Origin of the sequence: Vibrio profundi, from assembly GCF_043642225.1 — a bacterium.
Classification (GTDB): Bacteria; Pseudomonadota; Gammaproteobacteria; order Enterobacterales; family Vibrionaceae; genus Vibrio; species Vibrio profundi_A.
In genome coordinates, this window is record NZ_JBHZSF010000015.1 from 20,965 (window position 1) to 37,604 (window position 16,640).

The 16,640-nt window shown below is 44.9% G+C and carries 11 protein-coding genes; 10 read left to right on the forward strand and 1 reads right to left on the reverse strand.

Annotation, left to right across the window (positions count from 1 at the left end; all coding sequences use genetic code 11):
- Nucleotides 1–236: 236 nt before the first annotated feature.
- The 8 genes from ACHUFI_RS18705 to ACHUFI_RS18740 all read left to right on the forward strand — a co-directional run bounded on the left by ACHUFI_RS18705 (nucleotide 237) and on the right by ACHUFI_RS18740 (nucleotide 11,284).
- A complete protein-coding gene (locus ACHUFI_RS18705) occupies nucleotides 237–1,547 on the forward strand; it encodes a carbohydrate porin (protein WP_394251893.1) in 1,311 nt (436 codons plus the stop codon).
- 550 nt (nucleotides 1,548–2,097) lie between these two features.
- Nucleotides 2,098–3,105: a LacI family DNA-binding transcriptional regulator gene (locus ACHUFI_RS18710; RefSeq protein WP_394251895.1), complete on the forward strand. Its 1,008-nt coding sequence runs from the start codon at nucleotides 2,098–2,100 to the stop codon at nucleotides 3,103–3,105.
- 19 nt (nucleotides 3,106–3,124) lie between these two features.
- Nucleotides 3,125–4,369, forward strand: coding sequence for an ABC transporter substrate-binding protein (locus ACHUFI_RS18715; RefSeq protein WP_394251897.1), 1,245 nt, complete (start codon nucleotides 3,125–3,127; stop codon nucleotides 4,367–4,369).
- A gap of 66 nt (nucleotides 4,370–4,435) precedes the next feature.
- Nucleotides 4,436–5,422: a carbohydrate ABC transporter permease gene (locus tag ACHUFI_RS18720; protein WP_394251899.1), complete on the forward strand. Its 987-nt coding sequence runs from the start codon at nucleotides 4,436–4,438 to the stop codon at nucleotides 5,420–5,422.
- Between the two features lie 46 nt (nucleotides 5,423–5,468).
- Nucleotides 5,469–6,317 carry a carbohydrate ABC transporter permease gene (locus ACHUFI_RS18725; protein ID WP_017061568.1) on the forward strand — a complete coding sequence of 283 codons (849 nt, stop codon included), beginning with the start codon at nucleotides 5,469–5,471 and terminating at the stop codon, nucleotides 6,315–6,317.
- Between the two features lie 17 nt (nucleotides 6,318–6,334).
- Complete coding sequence (locus tag ACHUFI_RS18730; protein WP_394251901.1) at nucleotides 6,335–7,684, forward strand: GH1 family beta-glucosidase; 1,350 nt, start codon at nucleotides 6,335–6,337, stop codon at nucleotides 7,682–7,684.
- On the forward strand, nucleotides 7,684–8,775 hold the full coding sequence (locus tag ACHUFI_RS18735) for an ABC transporter ATP-binding protein (RefSeq protein ID WP_394251903.1): 1,092 nt from the start codon (nucleotides 7,684–7,686) through the stop codon (nucleotides 8,773–8,775). Before ACHUFI_RS18730 ends, ACHUFI_RS18735 begins: the two co-directional genes overlap by 1 nt.
- Before the next feature lie 94 nt (nucleotides 8,776–8,869).
- Nucleotides 8,870–11,284 (forward strand): glycoside hydrolase family 94 protein, encoded by a 2,415-nt coding sequence (locus ACHUFI_RS18740; RefSeq protein WP_394251905.1) that lies wholly within the window; start codon nucleotides 8,870–8,872, stop codon nucleotides 11,282–11,284.
- Nucleotides 11,285–11,339: 55 nt separating this feature from the next.
- Here the strand turns inward: ACHUFI_RS18740 and ACHUFI_RS18745 are convergent, their stop codons facing one another.
- The gene (locus tag ACHUFI_RS18745) at nucleotides 11,340–12,287 is read right to left on the reverse strand and encodes an aldose 1-epimerase (RefSeq protein ID WP_394251907.1); all 948 of its coding nucleotides are present in this window, start codon (nucleotides 12,285–12,287) and stop codon (nucleotides 11,340–11,342) included.
- Between the two features lie 65 nt (nucleotides 12,288–12,352).
- On the opposite strand from ACHUFI_RS18745, the gene ACHUFI_RS18750 reads away from it, so the two are divergent.
- Both ACHUFI_RS18750 and ACHUFI_RS18755 read left to right on the forward strand, forming a co-directional pair.
- Nucleotides 12,353–15,433, forward strand: a complete 3,081-nt coding sequence (locus ACHUFI_RS18750; protein ID WP_394251909.1) for a GH116 family glycosyl hydrolase — start codon at nucleotides 12,353–12,355, stop codon at nucleotides 15,431–15,433.
- Nucleotides 15,434–15,559: 126 nt separating this feature from the next.
- Nucleotides 15,560–16,573: a LacI family DNA-binding transcriptional regulator gene (locus tag ACHUFI_RS18755; protein WP_394251911.1), complete on the forward strand. Its 1,014-nt coding sequence runs from the start codon at nucleotides 15,560–15,562 to the stop codon at nucleotides 16,571–16,573.
- Nucleotides 16,574–16,640: the final 67 nt, after the last annotated feature.

Here is a 16,640-nt window from a genome sequence, read left to right on the forward strand (position 1 = left end):
ACGGGTTCGTGACCGAACCCGCCAATATCTATGAAATGAAAGCGATTTCAGTGTTTAGTTTCTCTTCAACTTTATTCTATCTTTCTGATTAATAAAGAGTACAAATCCGCTTGATAGTTGGATTTGTTTCATGGCTTTTTGCTGAATGTTTGGGTGTGAAGAGAAGCTAATTTTTCAGTTGTTTCATTGCTTAATATTTTCCTGTTCGAATACAAAACAATAACAGGGAAACAAAAATGAAAAATTTTAAGCTTTTGCCAGTATCTGTAGCAGTGGCAGCTTCGCTTGCATCTATCTCTTCTTTTGCCGCTGATGTTGATGTCGAGGCATTAGAAAAGCGAATCCAAGAGCTAGAGTCAAGAGTGGTTGAGATTGACTATGTGAACGATCAACAGCAAGCCGTACTGACACCAGACACGCCAGTACCAGAAGGCATTATCTTCTCTGGTTATGCTCGTTACGGTGCGCATATTTCCGGCGGCGATAATCGTTACGTGGAAGTGGGTAGTACAGGTCGTTCGTTGGGGCGTTTGGGTAATGAAGTGAACGGGGGTGAAGTTCAATTAGCCAAGATTTTCCAAGCAGATAGTGGTGCGAAGTGGGATGTCGTTTTCATGGTTGATGACTGGAGCAACGATCAGTGGAGCTCTTCAGGCGGCGTAAACCTAAAGAAAATGTACGCTGGCGTGACCAACATTTTTGAAAGCCAACCTGAGCTATACATGTGGGGTGGTCGAGATTTTCATCAGCGTCCGCAACAAGGTTTGAACGATTACTTCTGGATGACACATGATGGTCAAGGTGGTGGTTTCAATAATTTAAATCTTGGATCGGCTAAATTTGACATGGCGGTTGTGGGTCAAGTAGACAGCGCTGATGGCGCATTAGGTAATGATAACGGCCGTTATGCTGTGACCTCAAAACTGCACTCCATTGATGCGGGTATCGGTAACCTAGATATCTACGCAAACTATGGTTTTGCGTCAAATGAAGCCGATGTAGCTGGTGAGCCTAAGGTAAGCGATGAAACGGCATGGCAATTGGGTGCAACGTTAGGTCTAGGTGCATCCAACAAACTTGTGATGAAGTATGCAGACGGCGCGGACGACTCTGTATTTGAGCTGGCTGGCGATAAGAGCGTGTTCTACGCAAGCTTAGAAGGTAATTACGAAGTGAACCCTCAATTCATCGTTGATTACTTGGTGTCATACAAAGATATCTCTGGCGATGACGTGAACGATGCGGACACGGGGCGTAATTTAGATCGCAGTGAATACGCGGGTATCGTTCGTCCTCAGTACCAATGGGATGACGTTCACTCGACATGGCTTGAAGCGGGTTACGCGACAGAAGATTACGATGATGGTGGTGAAAAGAACGGCTGGAAAGTGACGCTTTCTCAAAACGTCTCGTTAGGTGGGATGCCGGGTAGCCGCCCAATGCTACGTTTCTACTCAACAGTGGGTGACGTAGAAACGAAGAACATCAACGAGAACGTAAAAGCAGACACAGTGACATTTGGCGCAATGTTTGAAGCTTGGTGGTAATTAAAATAAGTAGTCGATAAGCAAACTACTGTCCATTTTAAGCCCTAAAGGCAGATTGATAGGGCAACATTACTCATTCTTAACTCCTCTTGGGCACACCTTTGTGCCCCTTTTTTTATCTACTACTCCGATGACTCAATATGTCATTCAGATCCACAGGTTAGCGGAAGAAAACTAGGCGTTAGAGCGAAAAGCTTTAACGCTTTTTCTGTATGGTTTCACGTGTATTGATCACCTTTTTTCTTCCTATATCGCTATCAGAAAGGGATCACACTGCGCTGTTTTGTCGAAGCTTGAACCTATATGTTGTGTGGTTTGAATACTCTGGCTTTGCTTCTATGAGCCCGTGTTCACAATTATTTTCACAAAGTGAAATAAATCCCATGAAACAGTTTCATGGCGCGATGACTTTCTGTAAGCGCTTTCAACATTTACAAAGTTGCCAATTTCACCTCAGGCTGAGTGTGATGTGACTCACTCTAACGAACCCGTGCTTCATCAATAATCTTTCCTGTAAGCGGTTACAAGCTAATGAAGTATTGAGGTTCGAGTGGCAACAATTAAGCACGTATCAGAGCATGCAGGTGTATCCCAAGCGACAGTTTCAAGAGTGATCAATGGAACGAGTCGTGTGAGCCATGACAAGAAGCTGAAAGTGGAAAAAGCGATTAAAGAGCTGGGGTATCGCCCTAACTCAATCGCCCAAGCGTTAGCGTCTAGTCGTACTGGCAGTATTGGGATTGTGGTTCCTGAATTAGGTGGCTCGTTTTACTCAGGTATTTTGCATTGTTTAGAAGAAAACCTTCGCCGTTTCGGTTATCACGCCGTAGTGACTGCTGGTTCTAATACAGAACAAGGACAGCGTGAATCTGTGGAGTTTCTATTGGGGCGCCGAGTGGACGCTTTGATTCTTCATACTCAACTATTGAGTGATGACTATTTAATTGAACTGGAAGAACAGGGGACCCCTGTGGTTTTGATTAACCGCTTCATCCCAGAAATGGCGATGAGTTGCATTGATATTGATAATGAGGTCGGGGGACAACTCGCTACTCAATATCTTTTGCAAAAGGGACATACAGACATTGCGTGTATTACCGGCCCATTAGACAAGGCAGACGCACGGGGGCGTTTGCAAGGTTATCGAAAGGCTCTTGAAGAGGCGGGAGTGCCATATAACGAAGCGTTGGTATTAGAAGCGGGTTTTACCGAAGAGACTGGCGTAAGTGCGATGAAGAAGTTGATTAACCGTAATTGTAGGTTTACGGCGATATTTGCTTCCAATGATCACATGGCATTTGGTGCGTTTGAGGTGTTGCAAGAAGAAGGACTTTCAGTACCGGAAGATGTTTCTCTTGTTGGCTTCGATAACACCATATTCACGCGATATCTGACCCCTACTTTGACCACCATTAATTTTCCAATCGAAGAGATGAGTATTGAGGCAGTGCAGCTCACTCTACAGAAACTGAACAAGATAAAACGCGATGTGAACTTTAAATTGCTACCGAGTTTAGTAACCAGAAATTCAGTAACAAATTTACTAGATACCCTATAAAAAATATTAAGGATAGAACATGAAATTTAAGACCTTAGCGCTCTCTTGCGCGGTTGCATTAGGACTTGCTGCAACAGCGAATGCTGCGGATAACCAAATTCGTTTTGACGGATTTCCGGATTTCGACAGTAGCTTGAAAGTTTTGTTGCCAGATTTTGAAAAGGAGACGGGAATCAAGGTCGATTACTTGATGAACAATCATGGTGATCACCATACAAAACTGACCACAAACCTAGCGACTGGCTCTGGTGCAGGTGATGTGATTGTTGTAGACGTTGAGAAAATTGGTCCTTTTGTGGGGTCGGGCGGTCTAGTAAACCTATCTGAAAATTACGGCGCTGATAAATACGAAGAGCGTTTTGCGCCTTATGCGTGGGCACAGGGCAAAGGTGCAGACGGCGACATGTATGGTATCCCAGTCGACCTCGGTCCTGGTGTGATGTACTACCGCACCGACGTGTTTGAAAAAGCGGGCATCAATGTTGAAGACGCAATTAAAGATTGGGACTCATACATCGAAGCAGGTGAGAAGCTGAAAGAGCAAAACGTACAACTTATCGCTTCAGCAGCCGATGTTGCACAAGCGATCATTTTCACAACGGTTCCTGAAGGCGAAGGCCTTTACTTCGATAAAGATGGCAACCCAGTTGTAACATCTGAGCGTTTTGTTCACGCTTTTGAAGTAGCAAAAGAGATTCGCGACAAAGGTTTAGATGGCCGCATTTTGGCTTGGTCTAACGAATGGTACGAAGGCTTCCGCAACGGCACATTTGCAACTCAACTTTCTGGCGCTTGGCTTCTTGGTCACCTAAACAACTGGATTGCACCTGAAACCAAAGGTAAGTGGGCGGTAGAAAACCTACCTGATGGCATCTACGGCAGCTGGGGCGGTTCATTCCTATCTATCCCAACTCAATCTGAAAACCCAGATGAAGCATGGGCGCTTATTGAATACATGACGACTGATCGTGAAGTTCAACTTAAACACTTCGAAACGATTGCGGCTTTCCCTGCGAACACTACCACTTACGACGATGAGTTGTTCCAAGAAGAGATGGAATTCCTAGGTGGTCAGAAAGCACGTCTGCTCTTTGCGGAAGTGGCGCAGAACATTAAACCAGTAGCTCCGGCTCAAGGCGATCACGTAGCTCGCTCGATTATTTTAGAGAATGCATTGATGGAAGTGCTGGATGAAGGCAAGGACATCGAGACAGCGCTTAAAGAGGCGGAGCGCTTAATCAAGCGTCGTACGCGTAATCTTTAATTTGTCATTACTTTGAGTAAGTGAGGAAGCGTGGATAACGCGCTTCCTTTTTAAGAGGTCGTTACTATGAATCATACAGCGAGCACAACGATAGAACCTGCGGAGCAAAGCTTTTTTTCTCGTCTGAATTTGAAAGCGCTTACACCGTATGGATTCCTTCTGCCGTTTCTGATCATTTTTTCTGTATTTGGGATCTTCCCGCTGTTGTTCTCTGTTTATCTTTCGTTCCATGAATGGAACCCTGTTAAGGGCATGGATGCGATGGAGTTCGTTGGTTTTGAGAACTATTACATTGCTTTAACGGACCCATGGCTATGGCGTTCATTAAAGAACACATTATGGCTAGCAATCACGTCAGGTGTGGCTCAGCACTTAGTCGCTATTCCAGTGGCTTACATGTTGGTTTCAATGGGTGACCGTATGCGTCACTGGCTAACATCGGCGTACTTTCTACCGTTCATCACATCAACGGTCGCAGCGTCACTGATTTTCTTCAACATGTACTCTCCTAACTCAGGAATTATTAACCAAACGCTAATGGCTCTGGCCGATAGCACGCTGTTTGGTTGGGCATTTGCTTGGGTTAACGATTTTCAACCAATCCGTTGGTTAGACGATGCGACTATGGTGAAGCCGTCTATCGCGATCATGGTTTTCTGGAAATACACCGGTTTTAACATCGTCCTTTACACCACAGGGTTAATGACGATTCCTAAAGATATTTTAGAAGCTGCTCGTATGGATGGTGCCAACGCCTTCCGCCGCTTCTGGAACATTTCACTACCAATGATTCGTCCATTCATCTTCTTTGCTATCACCATGACCATCATCGGTAACTTGCAAATGTTTGAAGAACCGTTCGTTCTAACGCGTGGTACAGGTGGTACAGGTCAATCTGGTTTAACTATCTCTATGTACCTCTACAAAGTGGGTTGGGAATGGTTAGAAATGGGCACAGCGTCAGCGATTTCATGGCTTCTGTTTGCACTCATCGCGTCTTGCACTTTGGTTCAATTTTTATTCTTCGGTAAGAAAGGCTTAGGGGAACATTAAGATGTCGACATCAATTAAGACAAATACCTCACCACTAAGTGGCCTAATGCCAAGCGAACGCACTATGTACATCATGACTAAGATCTTGATGGTCATGCTCGGCATATTACTGATTGTTTCCGCAATCATTACGGTGTTCCCGTTTGTGTGGTCAGCACTGCTTTCAACTCGTGACCGTTCGGAAATCTTCGGCTCTGGCATCAGCTTTGCGATTGGCGATAGCCTAATGGTGAACTATGCAAAACTGCTGGAAATCATGCCGTTTTGGAAAGCGATGTTTAACTCGATTTACGTAGCTTTCTTAGGCACAACCATCTCACTACTGTTCTGTAGCATGGGTGGTTACGCGTTTGCTGTGTTTAAGTTCCGCGGTAAGAACGTGTTGTTCGGCATGCTGGTTGGCTCAATGGCGATTCCGCCAGTGCTTAGCTTGATCCCTTACTTCATGATCGTGAAATTCTTAGGCTTGTTGGATAACCACATGGCGGTATGGCTACCGTTTACCACCACACCATTTGGTATCTTCTTGATGCGTCAGCACGTGATTGCATCGATTCCTAAAGAGCTATTAGAAGCAGCGAAACTGGATGGCGCAGGTGAGTTCAGAACGTACTGGAGTGTGGTACTGCCACTGATGAAACCAGCACTAGCAACACTCGCTATCGTGCAGTTCGTCTTCTTCTGGAACATGTTTATGCAGCCTCTTGTTGTGCTGAACAACCCTGACAACTACGTCATCACACAAGCACTACGAAGTGTTCAAGGTATTCCGAATACGCCATGGGGCGCGGTAATGCTAGGTACCACAATTTCTATTTTACCACTCGTGATTACATACCTGTTCGCATCGAAACAGATGATCAGTGGTTTAACGTCCGGCGCAGTTAAAGGTTAGGTTTAAGGGTTATAACAATGAATAAATTTCAACTTCCAAGTGATTCAAAGTTACGCAGTAAGGAATTTGTATTCGGTGTCGCGACATCTTCATACCAAATTGAAGGCGGCGTTGAAGAGGGCGGTCGTACACCGTCTATCTGGGACACGTTTTGTAAGACGCCAGGTAAGGTAGACAACGGCGACAGTGGTGATGTGGCGTGCGACCACTACCACTTGTGGAAACAAGATATCGAGATGATTCAAGGGTTAGGCGTTGATGCTTACCGCTTGTCAATTGCATGGCCACGTATCTTGCCGCAAGACGGCGTGGTGAATCAGCAAGGATTAGAATTTTACGAGCAGATCATCGATGAATGCCATGCTCGTGGCATGAAGGTGTTCGTGACACTTTATCACTGGGATCTACCGCAATACCTAGAAGACAAAGGCGGCTGGTTAAACCGTGAAACGTCTTACAAGTTTGCAGAATATGCAGAAGTCGTGAGTAACTACTTTGGCGACAAGATTGATGTGTACACCACGCTGAATGAACCGTTTGTGTCTGCATTCCTAGGCTACCGCTGGGGCGAACACGCGCCAGGTATCAAAGGTGAAAAAGAGGGCTTCTTAGCCTCTCACCACTTAATGCTAGGTCATGGTTTGGCGATGCCGATTCTTCGCAAGAATGCGCCTCATGCTAAGCATGGTGTGGTATTCAACTCAACTCCGGCTTACCCACTGGCACCACAAGACCAAGGCGCTGCAGACTACTGTGAAGCGGAGAACTACCACTGGTTCATCGACCCTGTATTAAAGGGTGAATACCCACAGCCAGTCGTAGACCGTCAAGCGTCGAACCTTCCTATGATTTTAGAAGGTGACTTGGACATTATCAGCGCGCCAGTGGACTACATTGGGATCAACTACTACACACGTAATGTGGCGCGCTTTAATGAGAACGGTGATATCGAGTCAGTGAAGCAAACTGATGCAGAGCATACCTACATTGGTTGGGAAATTAACCCTCAAGGGCTAACGCACTTGATGGTGCGCTTAAATGAGCGATACGACAACTTGCCACCAATTTACATCACTGAAAATGGCGCAGCTGGTAACGATGAATGTGTAAATGGTGTCGTAGAGGACGAGCAACGTGTTCGTTACTTCCAAGGGCACATTGAAGCCGTGCACAACGCTGTAGAAGCGGGCGTGAAAATAGATGGCTACTTTGCATGGAGCTTGATGGATAACTTTGAGTGGGCATTCGGTTATTGCCAACGTTTTGGCATCGTCCATGTTGATTACCAAACACAAAAAAGAACATTGAAACAGAGCGCTATCGCTTACCGAAATATGTTGCAAGAGCGTGCTGAGGAGAATAGATAATGGCTAAAGTTGAATTTAAAAATATCAAGAAATCATTTGGTGATGTTGAAGTCGTAAAAGAGTTTGATTTTACGGTTCAAGACGGTGAATTCGTTGTGTTCCTTGGCCCATCAGGTTGTGGTAAATCGACCACGCTTCGTATGTTGGCTGGTCTTGAAAGCATTAGTTCTGGCGATATCGTTGTGGGCGGTAAAGTCATGAACAAAGTGGATGCAAAAGACCGCGACTTAGCAATGGTGTTCCAAAGCTACGCGCTTTACCCACACATGACAGTGTACGAGAACATTGCATTCGCTTTGAAATTGAAAGGCATGCCGAAGCCGGAAATCGATGTTGAAGTACGTAAAGCGGCGAAAATGCTCGAGCTTGACCCGCTACTTGATCGTAAACCTAAAGAGCTTTCTGGTGGTCAACGTCAGCGTGTAGCCATGGGCCGCGCGATGGTTCGTACTCCGAAAGTGTTCTTGTTTGATGAGCCTCTGTCTAACCTAGATGCTAAGTTACGTGGTGTGATGCGTGAAGAGATCAAACATCTTCACCGTGAACTTAAAACAACGACTATCTACGTGACTCATGACCAAATTGAAGCGATGACGTTAGCTGACCGCATCGTAATTCTGAAAGACGGCTATGTTGCTCAAGTGGGCACACCAACTGAGGTGTTCCAACGCCCAGCTAACAAGTTTGTCGCTCAGTTCATTGGTAACCCATCCATGAACATGTTGGATGCCCAACTCATTGAAAAAGAAGGGGAGTTCTTCGTTGAACTAGGCGATGTTCATATCCCACTCCCCGAGCGTTTTAAGTCACTGGCATCGAAGAACCTTGCGCTTCACTTTGGTGTTCGTCCAACGGACATTCACCTGCGTTCAGAGCAAGTAGACCATGACCGAGTATTACCATTCCCTGTGAAGATCAAAGATAAAGAACTACTAGGTGCCAGCATTTTGCTGAAAACTGAAATCGCAGGCCAACCTTTGATGGTGGAAACTCAAGCTGCCGAGGTGGATGTGGATACTCTGACATTGTACCTCGACCTCGATGCATTCCACTTATTTGATGCGCTGAGCGAAAACTCACTCGCTAGCTAGCGCACTGGGTGGCGAAAGATGCTCGCCACCACTTCACAATAAATATTGACCAATTGTATTTGGCTCCTCCTAATTGGAGGGGCTAGGGATAGTGATGATGAAATTCGGATATTTTGACGACAAAAACAAAGAATATGTGGCAACGACGCCTTGCACGCCAATCAAATGGTGTAACTACGTTGGCACGCTAGATTTTGGTGGGATTGTTGATAGTAATGGCGGTGTACTTTTATGTAAGGGTGATCCTGCATTAAATCGTATTACGAAGTACATTGCTCAATTACCTAACTCAGACTTTAAAGGTTCCACCATGTATTTAAAAGTCCGCGATGAAGCGGGCAACGTGGAGGTATTTTCGCCATTTTACACGCCGACATTAAAGCCGTTAGACAAGTTTGAGAATCACACCGGGCTGTCATACACCACGATTGTAGCGGAAGCTTATGGTGTTCGCTGTGAAACGACGTTCTTTGTTCCTAAAGCTGATCAAGTACTGATTCAAGATGTAAAAGTCACCAATATTTCAGATAAGTCGCTGCATGTTGATGTAGTACCAGTTTATGAGTTCACTCACTTTGACGCGTTGAAGCAATTGCTTAACGCAGATTGGGTGCCACAAACGATGACCTTGAATGCTCACACTCAGCCTACGGGACACACTGTTCTGGAACAGTACGCATTCATGAAGCGTGATTATGCGGTCAACCTAATGACAGCGGACAGAGTTGCGACATCGTTTGATGGCGATCGTCAGTCGTTCCTTGGCAACTTTGGGTTTGGTACATGGGCGTCTCCGGAAGCGTTAGACAACCCTGAATTAGGCAATACCGAATGTTTACGAGGCGACAATATTGGCGCGCTAAACTTGAGATTAGGTTGGTTAACGCCCAATAAAACCGAGCGCACTGTCGTTCAACTGACTCAGGCAGAAAGTTTAGAGCAAGCAGAACCAATGCTTGAAAAATACCGCAACCATACAACCGTTGATGATGCATTCTCGGAATTAGCCGATCATTGGAATCAATACTTGGAGACCGTTCAAGTAGAAACGCCTGATCCGGCAATGAACTCGATGCTTAATGTACACAACCCACGTCAGTGCCATACGACCAAAAACTGGTCGCGTTACTTGTCCTTGTATCAACTTGGCTATGGCGCACGCGGTATTGGTTTCCGTGACTCGTCGCAGGATACGTTAGGTGTTATTACACACATGCCGGAAGAAGCACGCGAGTTTATTGAACGTTTGCTGTCTGTTCAAAATACGAATGGTTCTGCGATGCATCAGTTCTTCCCATCCACAATGGAAGCTAATGCGGGGGATTCGCGCGAAGAAGAAGATCGCCCAGATTACTATGGTGACGATCATCTGTGGATCATCTACGCAGTCACTCAATATGTGAAAGAGACGGGCAACGCTGATTTCTTGAATAAAACGATCCCGTTCTATCAAAAAGACAAAGCGGGCAATCCTGTGGAAACAGGCACCGTTTGGGATCACTTGTGCCGCGCGATTGAATTTACCTACACCAATACGGGTGAGCACGGTCTACCGTTATTAGGTTTTGCAGACTGGAATGACACGGTGAACCTGCCAACGGGTGCTGAGTCGATGATGGTAGCCAACATGTACGGCAAAGCCCTGCTCGATATGCTGGACCTTTGTGAGTTGCGTGGTGAAGCGAAGCTAACAACCAAGTTTAAAGATCAGTACCAACAGATGCAGAGCACAGTGAATGAGTGCGGTTGGGATGGCGAATGGTTTGTGCGTTACTTTGATGAGCAAGGCCTGCCGATTGGTTCTCACAAGAACGAGCAAGGGCAGATCTACACTAACGGTCAAAGTTGGCCTGTGATCTCTGGTTTTGCGACGCAAGAGCGTGCGACACAAGCGCTAGATTCGGTTTACAACAAGCTGAACACAACCAATGGCATCAAGCTTTCTACACCGGGTTATAACGGATTTGATCCTCAGTTAGGCGGTGTTTCAACCTATCCACCAGGGGCGAAAGAGAATGGCGGTATCTTCTTGCATTCAAACCCATGGGTGATGATCGCAGAAGCGAAAATGGGCAACGGCGAACGCGCTTATGAGTACTATCGTCAGATTAACCCAGCATCAAAAAATGAAGACATCGATACGTTTGAGTCAGAGCCATATTGCTACCCTCAGAATATCCTAGGCGACGAGCACAAGCAGTTTGGTTTAGGTCGTAATGCATGGCTGTCTGGTACTTCATCGTGGACATACGTTGCAGGTACGCAGTGGATTCTGGGTGTTCGACCTGAAATTGATGGCTTGCTGGTGGACCCTTGTATTCCGGCTGAATGGCCTGAGTTTAAAGTCCGTCGTCAGTTCCGTGGTGCGACTTACCATATTCACGTTACTAACCCGAATAAGGTGTGTAAAGGTGTCGCTGAAATGAAAGTAAACGGGGAGCTCATTGAAGGTAATAAAGCGCCGATATTTACTTCTGGCGAACACACAGTCGAAGTGGTTCTAGGCTAAAACATTGAGGGCGCTTCGTGCGCCCTTTGTTCCATTAAAGACAAAAACAGATTGGTTAATTCGGGCGGTACACGGCTTGGCATTGCCAAGTGAACGTTTGATTCTGGTTAGGCGCTAACGTTAACAAACCCATATGGTTGTTGAACGCATCAGCTGGGCAAGACATAGGTTCAATCGCAATGCTTTGCTCTTGGTCGGGCGTATAAAGTTGCACATAAGGATAAGTTTCATCCTGTTGGTAGTAGAGAGAAGCCACTAAATCATCACGTTCTAGTGCGATCTCGGTTTTGCTTCCCTCAGGAAATTGGAAGCAATGATTAAGTGCCAACCCTTGTAATGACTTTGACTGAGAGAACTCGGTGCATGGTTGAGTTTGCCCGGTAGGTAAGTCGTTATTGTGAATCACTTCTACGCAATCAGGCAGAGTGAGCGTGCAGTTTTCACGTTTAGTATTGAGCGAAAAGTAAGGGTGCCACGCATCACCAAATGGAAAACTCGTGTCGCCACAGTTTTTGACTTCTGTGGAGCTGTGGAGCACACCATCCACGTTGATAGTGAATGTGATATTGATTTCAAAAGCAAACGGGAAGCCTTCATGTAGCGAGTCTGTTTTGAATTGAAAACTCGCGTTTGCACTTTCTTCATCAGCGAAGAAGTGGGTCAATTTGAATGGCTGGTTGTAGAGAAGGCCATGAACGGCATGATCTGACCAAGGAAAGTTAGCGGGTAGGCGATAGTCTCGGGTTTCGAAAGTGTAACAGCCTAGATTCAGACGATTTGGAAATGGGAATAATTTAGCACTGCGAGAAAAGAATGGATGTTGGTCGATGATCTCTTGATGATCTTGATAGCCACTGATAAAAGAAAATGGACTATTATTGACAATGTATTTATTAATAATTGCGCCAAATCCATTAATTATTTGCAGTTCTATGCCATGTTGGGAGTTCAATATTCTGACAGAGTCAAAACTTCCAAAGTTTTCATTTATAATTTTGAACATGTTGCATCTCCATTTTTAAAAGATATTAACAAGAAGAATAAAATATTCAATGGCGGTTTTAAAAAATGAATAATAAAATTCCATACACCCAATATTTCGGAAAATCAGAACAGTTATGTAAAAAAGGCGATGCAGTAGAATTTATTCAACCATGGTATACGCCTATTTCAACCACGCCGGAAAATACAGGCATGGCGGTAGGTGGCATCGGTAATACGTTTACTTTAACGCCGAATGGAAGCACACCAAACTTCAGTTTTATCCCAGGTATCTTTGTTGATTGCTCTAAGCAAGGTGTTGATTTTAATGACTTTTATGCTTCCGTGGCTGATGTTGTTTCAGTTGGGAGTTTAAAAATTCCATGTTACCAAGAGCTTGCTGTTCATCTGAAGTTTTACCCGGCTATTTTTAATGGACAAAAAATATCACCGGATAAAATGGAAGAAGCGTTGACATTGATTAAGTCAGCAATTAATAACAAAACCTTTTATTCAGACAATATCGAGAATTTTATAGAGTGGAACGTTGAGTTTTCAAATAAAACAATTCACTACATCAATGAAGACTTCAGTTCTCTTATTTGTCAGTTATATGTTGCTTTAGATTTCTTTAATGGTTTATTGATTAATGAAACGGCTGAATCAATATCGTTAACATCGGACCGTAATAATATAATCCCTTCAATTTCTAGCGATAAAGTGGACTATAAAGCGCTTTACCCGATGGCGGAGTATCGCTATTCATTTACAGATGACATAGAAATAACGCGAAAGGTGGTTTCACCAATAGTAAAAGGCGATAAACGACTATGTTCGTTACCGATGCATTGGAATCATTTTGAGCTAGTGAACCGAACCCAACGAAAGAAAGTCGTTACCTTGGTTCAACCGTTGCAAAATTTAATCGGCTCGACTTACACGAAAAGTAGAGACGGAATCCAAGATTCAGCATGTGAGTTATCGCAAAACCCTATCGCTCAGCAGCACCGTGCTTTCGATGTTTCGGATGAAAAAACGATGTTTTCCGGGGTTCAATTAACCAGTCACTCACCATATCAAAGTGATATTGAAGGCGAAGTTGTGTTTGGTGTTCAAGCCCAGAACGATCTTATGGAATCGGGAAGAGTATGTGTATCTGTGAAACCGACGGTGTACACCTCGAAAGTGACGCAGCAAGTCGAATACGCGTTAGGGACTGGACGAACAAATGCAGAATTTGAAACGGGCATCTACAGCGGACGTGAAGCGCTCAGTGGCTTGGTGAGCGTACAAATAGAGTTGAATCCAGGTGAAACAATCGATCTTAGGTTTGCTCAGGTCATGGCTCACAGCAAAGTCATGCTCAATGATTGGCATTCTGACAAGGCTTACACTCAATTTTATCCTCAAACCTTACCCGCGAAAGCGATGTTACAAGATACGCTTCCTAAGCTAGAAGCTATCGAGCAGGCGATTGTCGCTCAACAGAGCGCGTTTCTCCTGCAGGCTAATGAGCAGATATCCGACACTGAAACGGCGGAACGCTACGCCACCATGGCAATGAATTCATTGTCGTTTTTGGCAGAATCAACCGTATGGGACAAAGAAGATAAATTCTTGGTCAAGGAATGTGTGGACTACCCATTCTTCAACTCGCTCGATGTGTACTTCTACGGGTCGTTTTCGCTTTTGTACCTATTGCCAGAGCTAGATGGTTGCGTGATGAGAGATTTCTCTAAAGCGATTCTGGCAGAAGATTTTACCAAACGACGCTATTGGGAATATGAAGCTAAACCTAACGCACAATTGATCGATGAAAAATACCAAGGGGTACGCGCAGTTAGGGGCGCAGTGATCCACGATCTCGGTAGCCCATTTGACATCCAGCCTGACGCTTACAGTTGGCACAACGTGAAAGAATGGAAAGACCTTGCACCTAAATACATTTTAATGGTGTATCGCCACTATCAGAATACTCAAAACTTAGAGGTCGTGAATGATTGTTGGCAGGCGGTGATGGAAAGCATCGACTTTCTGACTAACTTAATCGCAGAAGGTGATGAGTTGCCCTTAACTCGTGGCACCGATGATACATTCGATAATCTTGCGTCTCACGGGATTTCTATTTACTGCGCAAGTCTATGGGTGGCAGGTTTACAGGCGGCGAGTGAATTGGCGATGTTACAGGGGGAAAGTGGGTTAGCACAAAGCTATCTAGCACGTTCCAAACGAGCACTTGCAACGTTAGAAGCCAGCTTATGGGATGAGAAAAAGGGCTATTACCACTTCTACGTGACACCGATACAAGCCAAGCATTTAACCGGCGAGGGTACAACTGAGTTGAATGCTCTTGGGTTAGGGCTAACAGGTGCAGCCGTTTCGGATAAAAACTTGTTAAATGATTACCTTAACCAAACGGATCTAAGCTCTGATATCAGCAAAGTTGAACAGCGTTTAAGGAAAAAGCGCGAACTGTTTGAAACTGCGCCCCATGCTTTCACTGAGGAATACACGGCGTTAGTCGAGGATTCTGATAACAGTTTCGGAGACGCCTTGTTAGCGGATAGTTATCTAAAATTGATGGGACTTGAAGGGATATTCCTAGACGAGAGAATTGAGCGAGCGTTGGATTATGTTTATAAGCATAACTTCGAAATCAACAGCCCTAAGTTGGGGGTTGCGAATATGACGCTCGCTGATGGTATGCCTCATGACGCTTTTCAAGCTCAAGATGTTTGGATTGGCGTACAGTTTAGTGTGGCAACGGCATTGAAGTTGGCAGGCAAAGCACCGCAAGCTCAGACGCTGATGGATACGGTTTATACGGCGTTATACGACTATTCAAAAATACCGTTTGCGGCGCCAGAAGGATTCAATTGCTCAGTTTCAGTCACTGAACAAGAACTATCAACATCCTTTAACTTGAGTGAAATTGAAGCGAAAAGCTGGATTATGATGTTAAAAGAACAAAATTGTTTACTTTCTGATGGTCGGGTCACTCCAAGCCTGACGCAGGATGCTGATGAATTTGTTAATATAACTAAAGGGATGGTTCCTCAAGAGACCGCACCCCAGTTGCTTAAGTGGTTGTCTAGCACAGGGTTGAAATATACCGCAGGTCGTTATTTTAGACCCGGGATGATCTTCGCGTATCTATATCGTGCTTAGCAGCTAAAGGTGGATAAGGTCAGCAGTGAGTGCCACTACGGGGTCGCTCACTGTCGAAAACGCAAGTTGAGTTGTGGGGAAGTATTCGCTGCTCGGCTTGCGGTTAGCTAGATTCAGAGTATTAAAATGCGTAGTAAGACAAAGAAAACAACAGTATATGATGTAGCCAAGCTAGCTGGTGTCTCTCCTAGTACGGTTTCTCGCTTCCTTAATCGAACCACATATGTGTCGGATGACAAAAGCCAAAACATTGAGCAGGCGATCAAAGACACTGGCTACAAGCCTAACTTTCAGATGCAAGAAAACTCCAACCGCCGCTCTTTGACTATTGGAGTGTTGGTGCAACATCCAGACAGCCCTTACACCAGTCGTATTTTGAACGATATGGAGAAAACCTTGATTGCTCAAGGGTACTCGTTGGTGATCGCTACGGGTCACTGGCAACGAAAACTCGAAATTCATGCCTTAGAATACCTAGCCAACAATAACGTAGATGGGATGATCATTGTTACAGGCAGTGTCACGAATGAAGACATTGCCAAGTATGCGAAAGACATTCCGATTGTGACGGTTGGCTATGACATTGTTGAGCCGAATGTTCGTTCTCTGAACTTAGATAATGTTCTGGGTGGCTATATGGCAACTCTGCACTTGCTTCAGCAAGGTCACGTCAATATCGCGCATATAAAAGGCTTATCGTCCCAGCCCGACTCCGGTGACCGATTTGAAGGTTATAAGAAAGCACTGGGTGAAGCGGGCATTAAAGTGTTGCCAAAGCTGATCAAGCAGGGCGATTTTAGTAGCGAGCAAGGCTATGAAAAAACAGTAGAGTTGATCGAGTCTAAAGTGCATTTTTCAGCGTTGTTCGCAGCGAATGATCAGACGGCTTATGGGGCGATTAAAGCTCTGCATGATTACGGGTATAAAGTTCCAGAAGATGTATCTGTGATTGGGTTTGATGACTTACCGACGTCTAAGTATTTTACGCCAGCATTAACCACACTCAGACAACCAATTGAAGAGATTGGTGGTGTGTGTGCTGAATCGATTTTGAACTTGTTATCAGGAGAAAGGCATGAAGCGAGGCTTCCACCGATTGACTTGATCGTAAGGGAGTCGACCAAATCTCTTTATCGCTAATCCTCCATACCTAGTTGCGATAAGTACATGAGAGTGCGAATTTAAAAAGCCAGTTGTTATTCAACTG

What these genes read in the sequence shown, in the direction of transcription:
- ACHUFI_RS18705 (WP_394251893.1), top strand. Translation starts at nt 237, where the DNA reads ATGAAAAATTTTAAGCTTTTGCCAGTATCTGTAGCAGTGGCAGCTTCG.
- ACHUFI_RS18715 (WP_394251897.1), top strand. Translation starts at nt 3,125, where the DNA reads ATGAAATTTAAGACCTTAGCGCTCTCTTGCGCGGTTGCATTAGGACTT.
- ACHUFI_RS18720 (WP_394251899.1), top strand. Translation starts at nt 4,436, where the DNA reads ATGAATCATACAGCGAGCACAACGATAGAACCTGCGGAGCAAAGCTTT.
- ACHUFI_RS18725 (WP_017061568.1), top strand. Translation starts at nt 5,469, where the DNA reads ATGCCAAGCGAACGCACTATGTACATCATGACTAAGATCTTGATGGTC.
- ACHUFI_RS18730 (WP_394251901.1), top strand. Translation starts at nt 6,335, where the DNA reads ATGAATAAATTTCAACTTCCAAGTGATTCAAAGTTACGCAGTAAGGAA.
- ACHUFI_RS18735 (WP_394251903.1), top strand. Translation starts at nt 7,684, where the DNA reads ATGGCTAAAGTTGAATTTAAAAATATCAAGAAATCATTTGGTGATGTT.
- ACHUFI_RS18740 (WP_394251905.1), top strand. Translation starts at nt 8,870, where the DNA reads ATGATGAAATTCGGATATTTTGACGACAAAAACAAAGAATATGTGGCA.
- ACHUFI_RS18745 (WP_394251907.1), bottom strand. Translation starts at nt 12,287, where the DNA reads ATGTTCAAAATTATAAATGAAAACTTTGGAAGTTTTGACTCTGTCAGA.
- ACHUFI_RS18750 (WP_394251909.1), top strand. Translation starts at nt 12,353, where the DNA reads ATGAATAATAAAATTCCATACACCCAATATTTCGGAAAATCAGAACAG.
- ACHUFI_RS18755 (WP_394251911.1), top strand. Translation starts at nt 15,560, where the DNA reads ATGCGTAGTAAGACAAAGAAAACAACAGTATATGATGTAGCCAAGCTA.